The sequence below is a fragment of the Paenibacillus jiangxiensis genome, from assembly GCF_046098255.1.
In the GTDB taxonomy this organism is placed as follows: domain Bacteria; phylum Bacillota; class Bacilli; order Paenibacillales; family Paenibacillaceae; genus Paenibacillus; species Paenibacillus jiagnxiensis.
The window spans coordinates 33,326-54,055 of sequence record NZ_JBJURI010000001.1 but is presented as its reverse complement, the minus strand read 5'-3'; the positions used below and the strand labels follow the sequence as shown (position 1 = coordinate 54,055).

Here is a 20,730-nt window from a genome sequence, read left to right as displayed (position 1 = left end):
TACCAAAATATTTTCAATGTAAACGTTTACTAGAATCAAGATGACTTGTTATTTCTTTTTTTATTCGTTATCATTTTTGTAACACATCGGATGTTTCATCTTCCCTACTAATCAAAGAATAGGGTGAAAGGATGAAAGCGAGGGCTACAGCGGAAGGCAGGATGATCTTTATATACAGGTATGCATCCTGGGCCTTCACATCACTTGCTTATGCATTAAATGACTCGGGCACGCCCAGTCACAAGCTGGCATTGATTTTTTTGTTGTTCTTTTTTGTGACGGTGTTTACGTACATTTACCGTAGATATCGCAAGCATGGGACGGTGCTGAAATTATTCATTGCCGCAGAAGCCGTGGGCATCATAGTTTTGCAGTTCCTTACCGGCGGGATGGGAAGCCCGTACAAATGGTACGTCATAAATCCGATCCTGGCAGCCGGAGTATATTTGAACGCCCTGTATTGCTGGTCATTGCTTGTAGCTTATATCGGCATCCAGCTTACGCTTTGTTATGCCTTCTTCAATGTGAGCCGTTTCAGCCTTCTCGATGTGCTGCTCCAGAATATGAATATGATTCTGGTGCTTGCCTTAACCACTATGGCCATGCAGGTGATCGGCACGATGAAGAGGGAGCTAATAAAAGCGAACGAGCGCACGAATGAAACGATGGACCACATCAAATCGCTGTATCACATCATGGAAACGGCAAGCCATAATAAAGCCATGAACATGGGGCAGGTCATTTCGGACTATGCAGTGAAGCTCACCAAGCAGAGCAAAGCTTTCTTCTGGCTGGATAACAGGGAAATCGAGGATGCGCCGGAGAGCAGCCAGACGGGCTGGACAGCGGAGGAAGAGCGGCAACTGTTCCAGAAGCTGGCTGCTCATCGTGAGCAATTCCGGTTTGAGCGGGATCCCTTCTTCAAAAGCTTCCCGGAATGGGGAGATTTTCTGATGATGACGGTGCCGATGACGACACGGTTCGCAGCGGTGATCGGGATAAAGCTCGACCCGGAGCAAGGAATGGAGAGAAGACGCTGGCTCGTGCAGCAGCTGATATTTCTTGCGGAGCTGAGCGCGATTTTCCTCGAACGTTATGAGCTTGAACGAGTCGAAAACCAACTGCTGGTGACGAATGAGCAGAACCGGATTGCCAATGAAATGCATGACAATGTATCGCAAAGTCTGTTCGGAATTGTTTATGCCACTCACTCGCTGCGGCAAACGTGGCATCAGTTGGACAAAGCCCAGGTGGATGAGCAGATTGAATTGGTTCAGGAGTCGGCGAATCAGGCTGTACGGGAATTAAGGCTTGCCATTCATAGTCTGAGCTCCAAGAAGAGCGGCGGACCGACCTGGATGGCAACGGTAAAGAGCCATTTACATATGCTGTCTAGGCTGAATAATGTTCAGATCAAGCTGCACAACACGGGAGAACAATACACGCTGCCTTATTCATACCAGAAAGCACTGTTTCGCATGATATCGGAATCTGCCGGTAATGCGATCCGCCACGGTCATGCCAAACAGATTCAAGTTCATCTTGCGCTGACCTTGCAGCAGATCGAGTTAACCATCATGGACGACGGTATTGGCTTCAGGACTGAAAAGCTTGCCGCAGGAGGGGAGGAGATTGGAGCAGAGGGTGGACTCGGTATGGAAAATATGGAATATCTTGCACGCTCTTTGGGAGGTGAGTTTAGTGTCTCCAGCGCAGTCGGGAAAGGAACCGAGATTGTGATCAGGATTCCCGTCCAGGCAGCCGAACGAATGCAGTGAACTGAATCATTCCACTAGGAACAGGAGGTCGTGTGATGAAAATTGTCATTGTAGATGATCATCCTTTAGTAAGAAAAGGACTTGCTGCGGTAATATCCATGCAGCCGAATGTACAATTTGCCGGAGAGGCCAAAAATCAGCGGGAAGCGATGCTGGTCCTCGAAGAAACACAACCGGACTTGGTTCTGTTGGATCTGAAGCTGGCGGATGAATCCGGTCTGGATATCATCAAAGCTGCACGCCGTATCGGCTTCAGCGGCAGGTTTATTTTGTTGACTTCCTCTGCAAGCCGTGAAGATTTTCTGAAAGCGGAGGAAGCAGGCGTAGATGGATATGTGCTGAAAGAGGCGCTTCCGGAAGAACTGCTGTATGCCATTCAGCTTGTGAGCAAGGGACGCAAGTATTATGATCCGACCATCTTGGAGAACAAACTGCGTGAGGAGGCCGGATCACTTACCGACGAACTGACGCCCAAAGAAAGAGAAGTTCTCATTGAGCTGGGACAGGGGGCATGCAACCGTGAGATTGCTGCCAAGTTGTTTATCAGTGAATTTACGGTGAAAAAGCATGTCAGCCAGATTCTGGCCAAACTGCGTTTGGCGGACCGGACGCAGGCAGCGCTTTATGCCAATGCCATTGGTCTTGCAAAATATGAACCGATTACCACCATCTGATGCTTATGCGCGGAATGTTATTAAAAATCAAATAAAATTTTAAATGAAAGTAAAAACACGGAAGCGATTCCGTGTTTTTTCTATTTTCTAAAAAAGATGGTCCAAAAGTATACCAAAGCATGAACGAAAGTAGCAAACAAATCACTACCTTCGTTCCGATCAAAGTGCCGTAATGGTCCATGTGCGTTACAGGTGCCGTTGATAAAATGAAAATATATTTTTTATAAGTAGAAAAAAAGGCGGAAGGGAGGATTTCTGTGGAGAAGACGATATTGGACTATCTAGTGTTAATAAGGAAAAGGCTGTGGCTCATCGCGGCATTCGTGTTGATTTCATGTATCACGACGTTTTATGTCAGTGAAAATTTTGTGAAACCGGTCTACTCTGCTTCCAGTCAAATGCTTATTAATAATTTTACCGGAGCAGAAGGCAGCAACGTTCTGAATGAAGTCAACACAAGCCTTAATCTGGTAGAGAGCTACAAGCAAATTATCACATCTCCTACGATTATGGGAAAAGTCGTGGCGGATCATCCGGAATTCGGGCTGAACGCAGCGCAGCTGGCTGAAAAACTGAAGATTCAGTCCTCGGACAAGAGCCAGGTCATCGGCCTGACCATCGAAGGGGAGAACTACCAGACGGCTGCCGCTATGGTAAATTCCATATCCCAGACGTTCGTTCGTTCCGTTCCTGAATTGATGAATATGAATAATGTAAAAATTTTGAATCTGGCGGATACAGTCAATCAGCCGGAGCCGATTAACGGCAGTCCGGTCATGAATATTGCGATCAGCTTCCTGGTGTCCTTGATGGTTGCTTTGGGAACGATTATTTTCCTGGAGAGCATTAATGGCACACTGCGCAGTGAGAAAGAAGCCGAAGCCGATCTGGGTCTCCCGGTGATCGGGAGCATTCCTATGATACGGAAGAAAGACCTTGGCGGCACAGTGAATTCAAAAGAACGAGTGGGGGAACGAACTTATGCTGCAGTTGAATGACACGCTGATTGCCGAGAGCAATCCGGCCTCCTATATCTCGGAGTCTTTTCGTTCCCTTCGTACCTATATCGGGCAGCAGGTCCTGCGTCGTACAGACCAAGGGACCGTTCTGCTGTTTGCCTCGCCGGATAAAGGGGAGGGAAAAACAACTCTGCTGGCCAATCTGGGAGTTTCCTTTGCCCAGGAAGGGCGCAGGGTGGTACTGATTGATTGTGATTTGCGCCAATCCTCGCTTCATGAAACATTCGGGATGGAGAATACCAACGGTCTGTCGGCATATTTGCGCGGAGGTGCGACTTCAAAGGAAATTGTCCGCAAGGGCGGAGAAGAGCTGTACGTTGTGCCTGGCGGAGAAAACCTGTACAACGCGCCCGACTTGCTTGGTGGGGGGCGGATGGCTGAGCTGCTGGATGAATTGAAGAGCGAGTACGATCTCATCCTGCTCGACAGCCCTTCAGCTTTGGATTACGCGGATGCCCGTCTGCTTGCTGCGCGCACAGACGGTGTTATTTTGGTAGCGAAGCATGCCAGAACCAAACGGGAGAGCCTGCGCAAGACCAAACAGCTCATGGAACAGGCCGGAGCCACGCTGCTGGGTATCGTCATGAACCAGGTGAAATGAAATACACAAAAAACTAAGCGTATGCTTCCGAAGTAGTTTTGTACGAAGAAGTTTCAAGGGAGTAACGCTCACAAAACTTTGAGGAGGACGAGTGCGATGAAAAGAGTGAAAAAAGCGATTATACCAGCTGCAGGTCTCGGAACGCGCTTTCTGCCTGCGACCAAGGCTATGCCTAAAGAAATGCTTCCGATCATCAACAAGCCGACCATTCAGTACATCGTGGAAGAAGCGATTGAATCCGGCATTGAAGACATCATCATCGTAACAGGAAAGGGCAAACGCGCCATCGAGGATCATTTCGACAACGCATTCGAGCTGGAATCCAGATTGCTGGAGGACGGCAAGCTTGAAATTTTACAGGAAGTGCAACGCTCCTCCAAAGTGGACATTCACTATATTCGTCAAAAAGAACCGAAAGGTCTGGGACATGCTGTTTGGTGTGCAAGACGCTTTATCGGGGATGAGCCGTTTGGCGTGCTGCTGGGAGATGACATTGTCACAGGCCAGACCCCGTGCCTGCGCCAGCTGATTGAACAATATGAGGATACGCAAAACTCGATCATCGGTGTACAGCGTGTTCCTGACGAAGTGACACATCGATATGGGATCATCGAGCCGGATCTTCAAGACGGCAGACTGTACCGGGTGAACAACTTTGTGGAGAAGCCGCCAAAAGGAACAGCGCCGTCTAATCTGGCCATTATGGGCCGGTATGTGTTTTCACCTAAAATCTTTAAATACCTGGATCTGCAGGAAAGAGGAGCGGGCGGCGAAATTCAGCTGACCGATGCCATTCAAAAGCTGAATCAAAGCGAGCGCGTGTATGCTTATGACTTCGAAGGCGTCCGTTATGATGTGGGCGAACGACTGGGCTTTGTGCTGACTACACTTGAATTTGCAATGAAAAGCGGCGATCTGCGCGAGCCGGTGCTGGAAGCCATGTCGGAATGGCTGGCTAAAGCTGAACATCCAACAACTGTCGGTTGAGAGGAGGCCATTAAAGCATGAGCATGGAAAAGCTGCCGGACGACTATGAGGCTGTCATACCGGGGACGACGTTTTACATGCCATATGGAACGAAACAAATGCAGGACAAGACGTCCTATCTGGTTGCCAAGCGTTTGATGGATATGGTTCTGAGTGCGGTTGGGCTGATTGTACTGCTGCCGTTGTTTGCGGTCGTAGCGATTCTGATCAAACTGGAGGACCCCAAAGGCGCGGTTTTCTTCAAGCAACTCAGGGTCGGTAAAAATGAAAAGACGTTTTATATGTACAAATTCCGCTCCATGGTTTCCAATGCGGAGGAGCTGAAGAAGGATTTAATGGCACTGAATGAGGTCAGCGGAGCGATGTTCAAGATTAAAAACGATCCCCGCATCACCAAAATGGGCAAATTTCTGCGCAAAACGAGCATCGATGAAATTCCCCAGCTTTGGAATGTGCTGATCGGCGACATGAGTCTGGTCGGTCCGCGTCCTCCGCTGCCAAGCGAAGTGGAACAGTACTCCGATTATGATAAACAGCGGCTGCTGGTCACGCCCGGCTGCACAGGGTACTGGCAGGTATCGGCCCGCAACAGCGTCGGCTTTGAGGAAATGGTGCAGATGGATTTGAAATACATTCATGCCCGCAGCATCTGGCTTGATCTTAAAATCATCGTGAAAACGGCCTTCATGATGCTTTTCTCAAGGGATGCGTACTGATGGAGAAGCCCAACTTTCCCCGACCAGAGCTGTCGGTCATTATTTGCACCTATAACCGCGCCGATCTGCTGGACAAAACGCTCGTTTCCCTGCTGAGCTTGCATGAGCTGGATCGGGCCGAAGTTATCGTGGTTGATAATCGCTCGTCCGATCATACGGCAGAGGTTGTTCAGCGCTTTATCGCTGCGCACGGTGAATTCGTTAATGCAACCTATCATTTTGAAGCCGAGCAGGGGCTTTCTGCGGCACGCAATGCGGGGATCAGGCTGGCGGCTGCTGATATTATCGCCTTTCTGGATGATGACGCCATTCCGGCGCCTTCCTGGATTCGCACGATGATTTCCGCCTTTGAGCGGAATCCGGACATGAGCGCAATGGGCGGGCCCATTGCTCCCATCTTTGAATCCGAACGTCCGGCATGGCTAACGGGTCCTCTTGAGCTTCCTTACACGATAGTCAATCTAGGCACGGAGGAGAGAGAATACCCGCGCAGCCTGAATCCGTTCGGCGCCAACATGGCCATGCGCAGGGAGGCTTTGGAAGGGAATCTGTTTCCTCTCCATCTGGGAAGAAAGGGGAACCTTCTTCTGTCTGGAGAAGAATCCTGGGTGTTTCAGCAAATCCGTGGAAAAGGCGGTCTGGTCAAATACCATCCGGACATGGCGGTTGACCATTTCGTGCCTGCCGCTCGCTTGACCAAAGAATGGATTATGAACCGCTATTACTGTCAGGGGATGTCCCATGCGGTTCAGTGCACCAGTCTGAAGGAAAGGGTTATGCTGATGGGCAAGACAGCAGCCAAGCTGCTGTATATTGCGGTCAGTTCCCTGAAGGCACGCTCTGAGGGCAGCAAAATGCTGATCCGCTGCAGGCTGGAAAGCATCCGTGGAACCATGGATACGATACGCAATCGTAAAAGTCAATCTGCTGCAGGGTGAGAGGTGTTGAAAGATGAGTAACTATCCATGGCTTGCAAGAATGAACACCCTGCAGTACGGTTTTATTTTTCTTGCGGCCGCACTGCTTGTAGGGGTCGCGGCTACATACCAGCCGATCGTCAGTCTTGCCGCGGTATGTCTGCTGCTGCTTCTGGTGGTTTCTCTCCGGCATCCGGAACGGATCAGCTATGTGGTGCTGCTGAGCACAGCGGTGTCCGTCGATACTTTGTATTCCGGGAGTGTATTTGGCGTAGAGATTCTATCCCTTTACAAGCTGGGAATTCTGGCGCTGCTTGTGCCGTGTATGCTGGTGTATGGCATTCGGCTCAAATTCAGCTATCCGATCTTTGCCTTAATCGCTATGCTGGGCATCACCTTCACCTTTTCGGTATGGCTGCCGACCTTGACGGCTTCGATTGCGATTAAAGCGTTTATCGGGCTGTCGCTTCCTTTTTTCTTTCTGCTGATCAAGTGGAAGAAGGAAGTGGCGCAGAAGCACATTACCATGATCAGTCTGCTGCCGATCATCAGTGTAGGCGCAGGCCTGCTCCTGTCAGTGGCAGGCCTTCATTCTTTTACGGATGTCGAGTTTACCGGAGCTGTGAGGGTGCAGGGAGCCAATATACCGCCGCATCTGGCGATGCTTGCTTTTCTTGGCATCGCGGTTGCGCTGATTGAGCTCAAGCGCAGACCACAGCAGACGGTGTTTTTTTATGCAGTGCTTGCCTTGAATTTTCTGATTCTGATTTCTACCGGCACCAGAGGACCGATCCTCGCGCTGGTTCTAATGCTGCTGGTATATCTGTGTGACATCTCACGGCAATATCTCAGAGGGAAAATCAACTATCTGATTCCTCTGGCAGGATCGTTCGTTCTTGTCCTCGGTGCTTTGGCCCTGCAGTGGGATAATTTGCAAAAGCGTTCCTTCGAACGGCAGACATCCGAAGGTATCGATTTGTCGGGGAGAACGGAGGCTTGGGAATATTTCTTGAACAGGGTGCAGGATTATCCGTGGTCGGGGAGGGGACTGGGCGCCGTAACCGTAGCGAATGATGGAACGCTATTCCGTGGTTTTGTCGTTCCGCATAACGAGTATATCCGCTTTTATTTTGATACAGGGTATATCGGCTGCGGTCTGCTGATGCTCTCGCTGCTGATCGTGTTCGTTCTCATTTACAGGTCTCTTCCCAAACTGATCAAGCCGTACTACGCAGGCTTAATTGCCGGATTTCTGATTTATTCTTTTTCCGATAACACCTTGTCGACAGTTCAAATGATTATCCCGTTCTGCTGGTATCTGAACTGTCTTTACCAGACATCCAATCAATACGATTTCCGCAAAAGAGAAGTGATACGATGAGCAGAGTGAACATGTTTGATGTCAACTTTGATAATTACGATTTTAATGATCTACTCGAATTTATTGATAGAGCCATTCGGACGCAGCATCATTCTTACATTCTCACCTGCAATGTGGACCATGTGATCAAGCTCCGCAAGGACGATGAATTCCGGCGGGTCTATTCGGATGCGGGGGCAGTCGTTGCCGATGGCATGCCGATTATATGGGCATCGAAGCTTCTGCGAAAACCGTTGAAGGAAAAGGTATCCGGCTCGGACCTGTTCCATAAGCTCGGCGAGGCTTTTGAGGAAAGGAATTACAGGCTGTTTTTTCTCGGGTCGGCACGAGGAGTGCCTGAGAAGGCGATGCGCAATCTGCAGGAATCATTTCCACGAATGAACATTGTCGGCTGTTATTCTCCATCCTACGGCTTTGAGAAGAACGAAGAGGAAAACAAGCGGATTGTGGAGATGCTCATTGAATCCCGGCCGGATATCGTATTTGTCGGTGTCGGAGCGCCGAAGCAGGAAAAATGGATTTATCAGCATTATGATACGTACCGCGCACCGGTATCCATCGGGGTGGGCGCCACCTTCGATTTCCTGTCCGGCTCCGTGAAGCGGGCCCCGAACTTTATGCAAAAGGCCGGGTTCGAATGGTTCTGGAGATTGTCGCAGGAGCCGCGCCGCTTATGGAAAAGATATCTGATCGAGGATTCGCAGTTTGTGCTCCTGCTTGCCAAAGAAATGCTCAAACGCAACCGTCTGAAGGGAGGAAATGCGGAATGACGATTTCCTCGGAAGCTTGGGCCGAAAGGGAGGCCTGAAATGAGAAATGAAGGCCGTTTGTTCAATCAATCGCCCGCGATGTGGAACAGCCGCAGCTTCTCTTTATTAGCTATGGGGGCGGCAGCGTGCATGCTTCCGTTCATCATCGGTTTTATCAGCGCCAAAATGAGTCCGACCATGAGCCAGCAAGGGGCCATTGTACTTGCTTTGGTATTTCCGGCATTCGTGCTTGCGGTCATCCAGTCCAGGGCATTGATTCCTTACACACTTGTAGTGTGGGCCATAGGACCGGAGATCCGGCGGATTGTGGACTGGATGGAAGGGACCTACCATTCTGTGTCACTGCTGAGCATCGCACCGCTGCTTACAAGCGCCATGATCCTGATCCCGGTGCTGCGCGGCATCCATCAGGCGCAGCAGCCCCTGGCCAGAATAGTGCTTTATTTCGGGGTGGCACTGGGTTACGGGAGTCTGATCGGAGTCGCCAAAAATGGTATGGGTTTTGCCTATGATTTGGCGAACTATATCATTCCGCTCATGATTCTGCCCTATTTTGCGGTACGGCCGTTTGATATAAAAGACATCGATCGTCTCTTGTCCGCATACGCCAACATCGCGGTTGCCGTCTCCGTATACGGAATTATCCAGTACATGACCGTGCCGCCATGGGACGCCTTCTGGATGAATCATGTAGAGATGAATTCGATCGGACTGCCTTATCCGCTGGAGATCCGGGTATTCTCTACCCTGAATTCCCCCGGTCCCTGTGCCTTTTTCCTGGCAGGAGCGCTGATGCCGATGCTGATGGAAAAGCGCTGGCGCGGAGCACTGGGCTGGCTCGGCGTGGTGCTGACGCTGGTGTGTCTGATGACCACTCTTGTGCGCTCGGCGTGGCTGCTGGTGTTTATCATGCTGCTTGCCTATATTTTGACTTCCTCCTCCAAGGGAAAGTGGAAGACGATCCTGCAGCTGGTCGTGCTGGGAACGCTGCTCATATACATCGTCCCCAAGCTTCCGGGGGCTGAAGGAATGGTCGCACGGATGGAGACGCTGACGTCCCTTGAAGAGGACCGGTCCTACAATGACCGGCTGGATCTGTTGAATACGATGCTTCCGGCCGTGACAGGCAACCCGGTCGGGCAGGGGCTCGGCAGTGTAGGAACCGGAACGAAGCTGGATAACGGCGGAGATCTTGGCGAGCATGGCATTATGGACAACGGGTTCATCGCTCTTCTTCTGACCTTTGGTATTCCGGGCGCCGTCTTCTTTTTTGCAGGCTTGTTCCTCATTGCGAAGAAGCTGCTTTCGCGGATCGCCGCACGGAATTCTTTTCAGTCTTACGCGCGGTTGGGATTTGCGGCATGGGTGGGGGCTTGTGCCAATCTGATCTCTGATAACGGCTTTCCCGGTTTGCGGGGTTATGTAGTCTGGGCGCTGATCGGGGTAGGATTGTGGGCCAAAGATGCTATGGCGGAAAGAAGGTGAGCACCAGGTGCAAAATTTACAGACGCTGTCCAATCCAATCCGGGCAGTTATCGGAACAATCATGCGTTTCGCCAGAAGCAAAGACAACAGCTCGGCTGCCGTGAAGACCATGATCGTCAGCGTACTGATCCTTGTTGTGAATATGCTTACAGGCATTCTGACAGCACGTTATCTGGGGCCAACCGGGCGCGGAGAGCAGACGGCCATGGTGAACTGGTCGCAATTTCTAGCCTTCTGCATGACCTTTGGCGTTCCTTCGGCGCTGATTTACAACGCCAAGAGAGCTCCGAAGGATGCCGGGACACTGTATGGCATTGCCCTGCTGCTGGCCGTCATGTTCGGATGTTTGGCGTCAACCGTCGGGGTTGTGCTGATCCCGCTGTGGCTCGACGCCTTTAGTCCGAGTGTGATCCTGTTCGCGCAAATATCGATGGTGATGTGTCCTTTGATTGCCATCTCGCAAATCAACAATGCCATGATGCAGGTACGCGGCGAGTATAAGCAATACAATATTTTTCGTTATCTTGTGCCGCTCAGCACGCTTGCTCTATTGGGACTTCTAATTATAACAGGCTATATGACCCCCTATACCTCTGCACTGGCTTACCTGCTTCCGTCGGTACCGGTGTATGTGGCTGTCACGGTGCGGCTCGTTCGGGAATACAGGCCGAAAATTAAAAATGGCTGGCTGCATTTCAAGCGCCTGTTCACTTACGGAATGGGCTCTTATGGCAATGATCTGATGGGGCAGGTTTCCTACTATATCGACCAGATTCTGATCGCTGCGCTTTTGGCGCCCGCTGAACTCGGTTTGTATGCAGTGGCTGTCAGCCTGGCCCGAATGGTCAACGTGTTCTCGACATCAATTATCGTCGTTCTTTTCCCGAAGGCGTCAAGCCTGGAAAAAGAGGATGCGATCGCCATCACGTTCAGAGCCTTTCGCATTACTTCGACCGCGGCCATTCTGGCGGCAACCGTACTGATGCTGATTGCTCCCTTTGTATTTACACTGCTGTACGGACCCGAATTTAAAGAGGCGCTAACCGTCTTCAGGCTGCTGGTGCTCGAGGTTTCCATCGGAGGCGGGACCATGGTGCTGGCACAGGCATTCATGGCGCTCGGCAAACCTAAGCTTGTTACCATACTTCAAGGACTCGGCTTGGCTTTGGTTGTTCCGCTGCTGATTATACTTGTACCTGCATACGGTCTTACGGGGGCCGGCATAGCCATGCTGTCATCAGTACTTCTCAGATTTATCTGCATTCTTTTCAACGTCAGATTTGTACTGAAGACAAAAATACCGAGATTGTTGATTTCCAGACAGGATATCCAATGGCTCCGTACAACAATGTCAAACTACATTCGGAGAAAACCAGAGAACGGTTAAAGAAAAAAGGAGGCACCCCCTAATGAACCACATGTCGAGCGTTCCGGCGGATAACAAGATATCTGTTGTTATCATTGCCCAGGATGACGCGGTCAGAATTGCGAATGCCATACAATCCTGTAAAGTCTTTGCCGATGAAATTGTCGTCATTGACGGCGGAAGCAAAGACAATACAGTCCAGGTATCCGAGTCTTTGGGCTGCAGCGTTTTTACCAACCCGTGGCCGGGATATGCCAAGCAGCGGACGTTCGGCGTACAGCACGCAACCTATGATTGGATTTTTCTGATTGATACGGATGAGGTCGTTAATGAAGAACTGGCGGCCGATATTCTGAAGCATAAAGAGACGCTGTATGATCCGGCCAAGGCATACTCTTTGTTCCGGATTGGCGACTTCCTCGGCAAATGGATGAATAGGGGCGAATATCTGGTTCGGATGTTTAACCGCCGTATCTATGGAATTACCAACAGTCTCGTTCATGAGATGCCTGATGTATCGGAAGAGCATACGATCAAGTTAAACGGCGTGCTGTGGCATTACGGCTTCCGCAGCATCAGCGACCATGTGACGAGATTTAACAAATACACGGATCTGGAGGCCCAGACCGCCTATAACAAAGGCAAGCCATTCCGGATTACGAACCTGCTGTTCAGGCCCCCTGCCCGCTTTGTGCAGAAATATTTCCTGCACGGCCTGTACCGTAAAGGGCTTGCGGGTTTTGCCGTCTCTTTTTTCTGGGTTATGTATGAGTTTCTCGTCTGCTTCAAGCATTATGAACTGACCCGACGGCAAAAGCAGCTGACTGTTACAGAAGAGGAGCCTGCCGAGAAAAAAAAGGGGGAAACCAGTTATGTCGTACAGTAGCGGCGGAATCCGCATTGCGGCAACAGGGCTAAGCTGGCCTTCGCTGCAGCCCGGCGGGCTGAATACCTACTTCAAATCCATATGCGAGGAATTGTCCAAACAAAATCAGCTGGATGCCTTGATTTGTAACGAGAATAAACCTGAGGCTCCCGATCGAATCAGGATTCACAATATCGGCAGCAACAACCTCTCGCTCTGGAAGCGCAGGGACCTGATGCAGCGGTATGCGGCAGACTTCTTCAATCGCCAGCCGGTGGATGTGCTGTATTCCCATTTTGCCCCTTATGGCGTGGGACCGGCTCTGGAAGCGAGAAAACGCGGAATTCCGGTCGTCATGACCTTTCATGGTCCATGGACAGAGGAAATGAAAATCGAAGGCCAGGGGCTTAAACATCTGCTCAAGACAACGATGGCCAAATCGATTGAAATGAAGGCCTACGGCCTGGCCGACAAGTTTATCGTCCTCAGCGAGACGTTCCGTGACATTCTGCATCAGCAGTACAGAGTCCCGCTGCAGAAAATTCATATTATCCCCGGCGCAGCTGATGTCGAACGGTTTCATCCTCCCGTAGACCGCAGCGAGGTGAGGGCCCGCCTGAGCCTGCCGCAGGAAGCGACGATCATACTGACCGTGCGCAGATTGGTCAACCGGATGGGACTGGTTCAGCTGCTGGAAGCATGGAGGCATGTTGCACAGCGTTATCCGGACCATATTTTGCTGATCGGGGGCAAAGGGCCGCTGCGCGGAGAGCTTGAAGCGAAGATCAGGGAGTATGGGCTTGACAGACAAGTGAAGCTGCTGGGTTATGTCTCCGACGAGGAGCTTCCTTTATACCACCAGGCCTCGGATATGTTCATTGTGCCGACTCAGGCTCTGGAAGGTTTTGGACTGATCACGGTCGAGGCTATGGCATCGGGGCTGCCGGTGATGGCGACACCGGTTGGAGGCAGCAAGGAGATTCTGAGCAAGTTCCGGCCTGAGCTCCTGTTCAGCGGGACGGACAGCCAAGCGATCAAGAACGGGATGCTGAGCATCCTGGGGGAACGGACTTTACTGCCGGGCCGTGAGGAATGCCGGGCGCACGTGCTGGAAAATTATACGTGGGAACGGGTGGCGGAGCAGGTGGAGGATATATTCGACCAAGTCGTGAACAGAAAGGCGGCGGCAGGATGCTGAAGGTGGCATATATCGATCATACCGCCAGATGGAGCGGCGGTGAGGTAGCGCTATACAACATATTGACCCATATCGGAGAAGACATTGAACCGCTGGTCATTCTGGCGGAGGAAGGGGATTTGGCCGATCGGCTGCGCCAGAAGGGCATCGACGTCCGCATTGTCCCCATGGATGAAGAGATCCGCAACCGGAACCGGAATGCCGTTAACTTCGGGGCGCCTGCGGCAGCATTCAAGATGCTGTCTTATGGCAAAAAACTGGCTCCTTTATTAAAGCAGGAAAATGTGCAGTGCGTGCATACCAACTCGCTGAAGTCAGCCATCTACGGGGCCGTAGCCGCCAAATCGGCGAGAATCCCGCTGATCTGGCATATCCGCGATCATATCGGACCGCCGTACCTCAAGCCGATTGTCGCGAAGGCCATCCGGCTGATGTCCCGTTTTTTGCCAAACGGCGTGATTGCCAACTCCAAGTCGACGCTGCGTGCATTGGAACTGCCTGCGAATAAAAAAACGCTCGTCGTTTACTCCGCGTTCGCGAAGACGATAGGGTCCGTTGACGAAGCGGAGCCGTCAGGCAAAGACAGCAGCGAGTTCAACGTGGTCCTCGTGGGCCGGCTGGCCCACTGGAAGGGGCAGCATATTCTGCTGGAGGCGGCGCGTTCCTTTAAGGAGGATGCGCGGGTCAAGTTCTGGCTTGCCGGGGATGCGCTGTTCGGCGAACAGGATTACAAGCGGCAGCTTGAAGACACGATTGCCCGTTACGAGCTGAAAAACGTCAATTTGCTCGGACATGTCGACGATATTCAAGGCCTGATGAGACACTGTGACCTGCTGGTTCACACCTCCATCACACCGGAGCCGTTCGGCCAGGTCATTGTGGAAGGGATGGCCGCCAGCCTGCCGGTGATTGCGTCCAATGAAGGAGGTCCGACAGAGACGGTAGTGGATGGCGAGACAGGGCTGCTGATTCAGCCGGGCGATCCTGCGAAGCTGGCCGAGGCGATCCGGTGGATGCTGGAGCATCCGGCAGAGCGGAAGCTGATGGGGCAGAAAGGAATGACCCGGGTGAAGGAGCATTTCGTCATCGAAAATACCGTCAAAGATATCGTTCGTTACTACAAAGGTTTGCTTGCAGGTGTGTAAACGATCATGCGTTTAAAAGGATGGTATGGTACTGATGAAAATAGCGATAGCACATGATTATTTGATCCAAATGGGCGGAGCCGAAAGAGTGGTCGAGGTATTTCACAGCATGTACCCTAATGCTCCCATCTTCACAACGGTGTTCAGTGACAGCCGCTTATCACATAACTTGAAGGATGCGGATATAAGGGCCTCCTGGCTGCAGAACATTCCGGGAGTGAAGGCCAATTTCAAGGGCGTGCTTCCGCTGTATCCCATTGCCATCCGCGATTTTGACTTCAGAGAATTCGACATCGTCTTGAGCTCAAGCAGCGCTTTTATGAAAAGCATTCAGGTGCCAAAGCATACTTTTCATATCTGTTACTGTCATACGCCGATGCGGTTTGCTTGGGACTACGACACTTACATGGCCGGACAATCACGATCCAATCTGTTCAAGAGCATGCTGAGAATTTATATGAACCGTCTGAAAACATGGGATCAGAAGACGTCACGCAATGTAAACCAGTTCGTCGCCAACTCTTCGGTTGTCAAGCGGCGCATTCAGTCCTACTACCACCGGGATGCGGATGTTATTTTTCCGCCGATTAATACATCCCGCTTTGAGAGATCCGCCCACATTGGGGACTATTATCTGATCGTGTCCCGTCTCAATTCGTACAAGAGGATCGATCTGGCCATAGAGGCTTTTAACCGCAACGGCCTGAAGCTGCTCATTGTCGGCGAGGGGCCGGACCGGAAGCGGCTGGAAGGCATAGCAAAATCCAATGTTCAATTTCTTGGCAGATTGGAGGACAGCGAGGTCAACAAGCTGATGGCAGAGTGCCGGGCGCTGGTATTTCCGGGTATTGAGGACTTCGGCATCACCCCGCTGGAGGCCAACGCGGCCGGCCGTCCGGTCATAGCGTTCCAGGGAGGCGGTGCGCTCGACACGATCGTGCCGTATCTGAACGGTGTTTTCTTCCGCAGGCATGAAGTGGAGGATGTGCTGGAAGCCGTGGAAGCCGTGGAAAAGCATGAGTGGAACGTAGACGACATTACACGGCATGCGGGTAAATTTGATGAAAACACGTTCAAGGAACAGTTCAAGAAGTATGTGGAGCAAGCCTATGTGAACTTTCTTAAAGGGGGATTGAAGCCATGATGAAGCTGGCTGTGATCGGAACGGGATATGTGGGGCTGGTATCGGGAGTATGCTTTGCCTTGAAGGATAACAAGGTGATTTGCGTTGATATGGCCGAGGAGAAAATTGAAAAGCTGAAGCGGGCTGAGTCGCCGATTTACGAGCCTGGCATTGAAGAGCTGATTGAGCAGAATCTCCGGGAGGAGCGGCTTGAGTTCACCTCGGACCTGGGTGATGCCGTTCGCCGTTCCGATATTATTATTCTGGCGGTGGGGACACCGTCCCTGCCGAACGGAGAAGCCAATCTGCAGTACATCGAACGGGCGGCGGCCGATGTGGGCGCGGCGATGAACGGCCACAAGATCATTATGACCAAGAGTACCGTGCCTGTCGGAACGAACGAAAAAATCCGCGAGGTCGTTGCACGGCATACCCATCATGCATTTGATATTGTATCCGCACCCGAGTTTCTGCGCGAAGGCTCTGCGATCAGCGATACGCTGCATCCCGACCGCATCATTATCGGCATTGACAATCCAGCGCTGCGTGAGACGATGGTCGAGCTACACCAGGATTTTACGGACAATATCTATGTAACGGACGTCCGGAGCGCCGAGATGATCAAATACGCCTCCAACGCCTTCCTGGCCACGAAAATTTCATTTATTAATGAGATTGCCAATATTTGCGAAAAAGTGGGCGCTGACGTCACCAATGTAGCGGTTGGCATGGGCATGGACAAACGCATCGGCTCCTCCTTCCTGCAGGCGGGAATCGGATATGGCGGTTCGTGCTTCCCCAAGGACACGAATGCCCTGATTCAAATCGCGGGCAACGTGGATTACGAGTTCAAACTGCTTAAATCCGTAGTGGAGGTGAACGCGGATCAACGCTATATGATTATTTCCAAGCTGCGCGAATCCCTCGGGCAGTTAAACGGTATACATGTGGGCGTATGGGGTTTGTCCTTCAAGCCGAACACGGATGACATCCGGGAGGCGCCGTCCCTCGAGATTGTGGAAACCCTGGTGAAGGAAGGCGCGTTCGTCAAAGTCCATGATCCGATCGCGATGGATAAATTCAGGGAGCAGTTTAATCATGAGCATATTCAGTGGTGCTCCACGCCTGAAGAAGCGGCGCTTGGCTGTGATGCCGTCTGCCTGCTGACCGACTGGGATCACTACAAGCAGGTAGATCTGCGCATGCTGGGCTCCGTGCTGCGCAAGCCGGTTCTCATTGATGGGCGTAATGTATTCTCTGAACAGCAGATCGCCGAATCCGGATTGGAGTATTATTCGGTCGGCAGACCGCGCATGAGTGGGCTTAACGGCCTTTCGCCAAGCGTAGCAGGTGCAGTATAATATTAATGGTCAGGAAAATATGACCTTTTCAGGAAATTTACTTCATGGAGGGAGAGTGGAGTTATGAAATTGGTACTTTTGTCTGGCGGTTCCGGTAAAAGATTATGGCCTCTGTCCAACGATTCCCGTTCCAAACAGTTTCTGAAGGTGCTGGAAAGCCCGGAGGGACTTCCTGAATCCATGGTGCAGCGGGTATGGAGACAGCTTGGAGACGCCGGAATGGCGGAGTCCTCATATATTGCAACTGGCAGAGCTCAGGTCGAAATGATTCAGAGCCAGATCGGGAGCGACGTCAGCATCATTGTGGAGCCTGAGCGCAGGGATACCTTCCCGGCCATTGCGTTAACGGCCACTTACCTGTACAGCATCGCAGACGTATCTCCAGATACGGTCGTTGCGATTCTGCCGGTTGATCCGTACGTGGAGCAGACCTTCTTCCACACGGTGGCGCGCATGGAATACACGCTGCAGAAAACGGGTGCCAACCTTGCTCTGATGGGTGTCGTCCCATCCTATCCATCCGAAAAATACGGTTATATCATTCCGAAAGAAGGCCCGGCTGGAATTGCGGGCTGCCTGCAGGTCAGCCATTTTCAAGAAAAACCGAACAAAGAGCAGGCTGAGCTTCTGATTGAGCGGAGTGCGCTCTGGAACTGCGGAGTTTTTGCTTTCCGTCTGGGATATCTGTTGAACATTCTGGAAGGGAAGGGGCTTCCGCTGAAGTATGAAGAACTGCAGAAACAATATCATCTATTATCTAAAATAAGCTTTGATTATGAAGTGGTAGAGAAGGAAGAGAACATCGTAGTTCTTCCATATGACGGCTTCTGGAAGGATCTCGGCACCTGGAACACGCTGACGGAGGAAATGTCGCAGCGCCAGGTGGGCAAGGGAGTGATGACCGAGGATTCCGTGAATACAAGTCTAATCAACGAGCTGGACATTCCGGTTACCATTATCGGGGCCAGCGATCTGATCGTTGCGGCCAGTCCGGATGGCATTCTTGTAACCAACAAGGCGGAGAGCCCGCGGATCAAGGAAGTGCTGAAGGCTCACAATCAGCGTCCGATGTACGAGGAGCGCCGTTGGGGGCATTACCGGGTTGTGGATTATGTGAAATATCCGGAGGGCAATGAAGTGCTCACCAAGCGGATTTGCATCGAGAAGGACAAAAATATCAGCTACCAGCTTCATCGCAAGCGGAGTGAAATATGGACGATCATCAGCGGCGAGGCGGAAGTAATTCTGAACGAGAAACTGCACAAAGTAAAGGCCGGCGACGTTGTCCGCATTCCGGAAGGCACGAAGCACAGCATTCTGGCGGTGACCGATGTGGAGCTGATTGAAGTGCAGACAGGTTCCGAGCTGGTGGAAGAAGATATCGTCCGCTTCTGCATGGATTGGAATGACATCTCTCTGCACCAGTTTATTAGCTGAAAAAACGCACATGTTGCGTTTTTACGCATATAATTGCAAAAAATGATGTTGTTTAACGGTTTTTTTTGTCAAAATATCTGAAAAAAATGGGTTCCAGCATGGATGATCTATTAATTTTTGGTAAATCCGAGTCGATACTCTAGGATAAGAAGGAGCTTCATAGACCTTCATACGAAAAATGGCAACCCTGTCGAAAGGCAGGTGAACGCAAAGCTATAGGGCCTTACCCCATCGAGGGATGGCAGCCTGGCTACCGAGAGGGAGAGAATTGGTGAAAACTTATTCTATGTATCGATTTTTTAAAACACTGCTGCCTGTCGTGCTGTTTTGCTCTCTGCTCCCATCAGGGCTGTCGCGGGAACACACTGCCCAGGCAGCTGCAGCGCCCATTAATCCTGCTGCTTCAGCCGGGGCGCGCGAATTATATGCGTACTTGTCCAATTTGGACGGAAGAGGGATGATTACAGGTCAGCATGATTATCTGGAGAGCCCGGATGAACTGAACATCAAGCTGAAGAAAATCAGCGGGCAGTACGCCGGCCTGCACGGCTATGAGCTGGGGGCTGTTTCCAACCAGTCGGCTGCGGAGGCCGAGGCCCAGCGCAGCAATGTAGTGTATAGTGCGATTAATTGGCATAATGCCGGCGGCATCGTCGCCATAACCTTTCATCAGGCGCTTCCCGGCAAACCGTTGACCTGGGCCAATGTACAGGCCAAGATTACCCAGGCGCAATTTAACAAGTACGTTACACCAGGAACCAGGGAATATGCAAGGCTGATCGCAGATCTGGATCGCGTCGCGGTGTCCCTCGGCGAACTGCGGGATGCGGGTGTGCCCGTTCTATGGCGGCCTTACCACGAGATGAACGGGGATTGGTTCTGGTGGGGAAACAAGAATAACTTTGTGAAATTATGGGATATCATGTATGACAGATTTGTGAATGTCCACCAGCTGAACAATCTGCTGTGGGTCTGGAATCCCAACGCTCCGAACGCTTGGTCAGCTCCTTATGCCAGTACGTTTCCCGGTTTGTCCAAGGTCGATATTCTGGCCGCGGACATCTATGACAATGATTTCAAGCAGAGCTATTATGACGGCTTGCTGAGTCTGGCCGGAGAAAAACCGATTGCCATTGGCGAGCACGGAGAGATGCCTTCCGAGAGGGTATTGTCAGCCCAGCCGAAATGGGCATACTCCATGACCTGGGGCAACATGCTGACACAAAACAATTCGAACGATCAAATTATTGCATACATGAATGAGGACAGAACACTGACTCGGGATGAATTGGCGGCAGACATGGCTGCTCCTCCTGAAGCCCCTCCTGCGGAGCCGCCTGATACTGCTCCTCCGGGAGCGCCACCGGTCGGGGAAGAACCCGATCCGGAGCCTGAACCGGAACCTGCCCCCGAGCCTGTTCCAGATACGGTGTATGAGGGACTGCACGCCGAGTTCTTCAACAATATCGAGCTAAGCGGGACACCTGTGCTTACACGCACGGATGCCAAGCTGGATTTCAACTGGCGCAGTGCCGCGCCGGATCCGGCAGTGCCTGCCGATCAATTCTCCGTACGCTGGACAGGCAAGGTAAAACCCAGGTACAGCGGCACCTATACCTTTACGACGATTTCCGATGACGGAATCCGGGTATGGGTGGATGGGCAGCTGATCATTGACAGTTGGTTCAAGCAAAGCTGGACGGAGCGCAAAGGAAGCATCAGCCTTGCGGCTGATCAGCTCTACGACCTCAAAGTGGAATATTACGAAGGAACAGGTGATGCCATGGCACGCCTGATGTGGGAGAGCGAGCAGGAGTCCAAAGCGGTCATTCCTTCGAGCGCTTTGTTCCATACTGTGAAATAGCTCTCTCTTTCCGGCAACCCTGTACAGAAAGTGTGGACATGAA

18 protein-coding genes and 1 riboswitch are annotated in these 20,730 nt (G+C 51.5%); all 18 genes read left to right on the top strand.

Annotated features, from left to right (window positions below; all coding sequences use genetic code 11):
• Nucleotides 1-131 precede the first annotated feature (131 nt).
• Nucleotides 132-1,778: a sensor histidine kinase gene (locus ACI1P2_RS00265; RefSeq protein WP_408976090.1), complete on the top strand. Its 1,647-nt coding sequence runs from the start codon at nt 132-134 to the stop codon at nt 1,776-1,778.
• 35 nt (nt 1,779-1,813) lie between these two features.
• Entirely contained in the window at nt 1,814-2,452 is a 639-nt protein-coding gene (locus tag ACI1P2_RS00260; protein WP_355315757.1) for a response regulator transcription factor, read from the top strand.
• Between the two features lie 257 nt (nt 2,453-2,709).
• On the top strand, nt 2,710-3,450 hold the full coding sequence (locus ACI1P2_RS00255; protein ID WP_355315755.1) for a YveK family protein: 741 nt from the start codon (nt 2,710-2,712) through the stop codon (nt 3,448-3,450).
• Nucleotides 3,434-4,072 (top strand): CpsD/CapB family tyrosine-protein kinase, encoded by a 639-nt coding sequence (locus tag ACI1P2_RS00250; protein WP_355315753.1) that lies wholly within the window; start codon nt 3,434-3,436, stop codon nt 4,070-4,072. The genes ACI1P2_RS00255 and ACI1P2_RS00250 overlap by 17 nt, the downstream gene beginning before the upstream one ends.
• A 96-nt stretch (nt 4,073-4,168) precedes the next feature.
• Nucleotides 4,169-5,059, top strand: coding sequence for a UTP--glucose-1-phosphate uridylyltransferase GalU (gene galU / locus ACI1P2_RS00245; protein WP_355315751.1), 891 nt, complete (start codon nt 4,169-4,171; stop codon nt 5,057-5,059).
• A 17-nt stretch (nt 5,060-5,076) separates the two neighbouring features.
• The gene (locus tag ACI1P2_RS00240; RefSeq protein WP_355315749.1) at nt 5,077-5,775 is read left to right on the top strand and encodes a sugar transferase; all 699 of its coding nucleotides are present in this window, start codon (nt 5,077-5,079) and stop codon (nt 5,773-5,775) included.
• Nucleotides 5,775-6,713: a glycosyltransferase gene (locus tag ACI1P2_RS00235; protein ID WP_355315747.1), complete on the top strand. Its 939-nt coding sequence runs from the start codon at nt 5,775-5,777 to the stop codon at nt 6,711-6,713. Before ACI1P2_RS00240 ends, ACI1P2_RS00235 begins: the two co-directional genes overlap by 1 nt.
• 13 nt (nt 6,714-6,726) lie before the next feature.
• A complete protein-coding gene (locus ACI1P2_RS00230; RefSeq protein ID WP_355315745.1) occupies nt 6,727-8,073 on the top strand; it encodes an O-antigen ligase family protein in 1,347 nt (448 codons plus the stop codon).
• A complete protein-coding gene (locus ACI1P2_RS00225; RefSeq protein ID WP_355315743.1) occupies nt 8,070-8,843 on the top strand; it encodes a WecB/TagA/CpsF family glycosyltransferase in 774 nt (257 codons plus the stop codon). The genes ACI1P2_RS00230 and ACI1P2_RS00225 overlap by 4 nt, the downstream gene beginning before the upstream one ends.
• Nucleotides 8,844-8,882: 39 nt before the next feature.
• Entirely contained in the window at nt 8,883-10,328 is a 1,446-nt protein-coding gene (locus ACI1P2_RS00220; protein ID WP_355315741.1) for an O-antigen ligase family protein, read from the top strand.
• A 7-nt stretch (nt 10,329-10,335) separates the two neighbouring features.
• Entirely contained in the window at nt 10,336-11,715 is a 1,380-nt protein-coding gene (locus ACI1P2_RS00215) for a lipopolysaccharide biosynthesis protein (RefSeq protein WP_355315739.1), read from the top strand.
• Nucleotides 11,716-11,737: 22 nt separating this feature from the next.
• Nucleotides 11,738-12,580 (top strand): glycosyltransferase family 2 protein, encoded by an 843-nt coding sequence (locus ACI1P2_RS00210; RefSeq protein WP_355315738.1) that lies wholly within the window; start codon nt 11,738-11,740, stop codon nt 12,578-12,580.
• Nucleotides 12,567-13,757 (top strand): glycosyltransferase family 4 protein, encoded by a 1,191-nt coding sequence (locus ACI1P2_RS00205; protein ID WP_355315736.1) that lies wholly within the window; start codon nt 12,567-12,569, stop codon nt 13,755-13,757. The genes ACI1P2_RS00210 and ACI1P2_RS00205 overlap by 14 nt, the downstream gene beginning before the upstream one ends.
• Nucleotides 13,751-14,902 carry a glycosyltransferase family 4 protein gene (locus ACI1P2_RS00200; protein ID WP_355315734.1) on the top strand — a complete coding sequence of 384 codons (1,152 nt, stop codon included), beginning with the start codon at nt 13,751-13,753 and terminating at the stop codon, nt 14,900-14,902. The genes ACI1P2_RS00205 and ACI1P2_RS00200 overlap by 7 nt, the downstream gene beginning before the upstream one ends.
• 34 nt (nt 14,903-14,936) lie before the next feature.
• The gene (locus ACI1P2_RS00195; RefSeq protein WP_355315732.1) at nt 14,937-16,046 is read left to right on the top strand and encodes a glycosyltransferase; all 1,110 of its coding nucleotides are present in this window, start codon (nt 14,937-14,939) and stop codon (nt 16,044-16,046) included.
• Nucleotides 16,046-17,386 carry a UDP-glucose dehydrogenase family protein gene (locus ACI1P2_RS00190; RefSeq protein WP_355316283.1) on the top strand — a complete coding sequence of 447 codons (1,341 nt, stop codon included), beginning with the start codon at nt 16,046-16,048 and terminating at the stop codon, nt 17,384-17,386. Before ACI1P2_RS00195 ends, ACI1P2_RS00190 begins: the two co-directional genes overlap by 1 nt.
• A gap of 63 nt (nt 17,387-17,449) precedes the next feature.
• Nucleotides 17,450-18,823, top strand: a complete 1,374-nt coding sequence (locus ACI1P2_RS00185) for a sugar phosphate nucleotidyltransferase (RefSeq protein ID WP_355315730.1) — start codon at nt 17,450-17,452, stop codon at nt 18,821-18,823.
• Nucleotides 18,824-18,993: 170 nt separating this feature from the next.
• A riboswitch (cyclic di-GMP riboswitch) is annotated at nt 18,994-19,081 on the top strand.
• A 28-nt stretch (nt 19,082-19,109) separates the two neighbouring features.
• A complete protein-coding gene (locus ACI1P2_RS00180) occupies nt 19,110-20,687 on the top strand; it encodes a glycosyl hydrolase (RefSeq protein ID WP_408976089.1) in 1,578 nt (525 codons plus the stop codon).
• Nucleotides 20,688-20,730 lie beyond the last annotated feature (43 nt).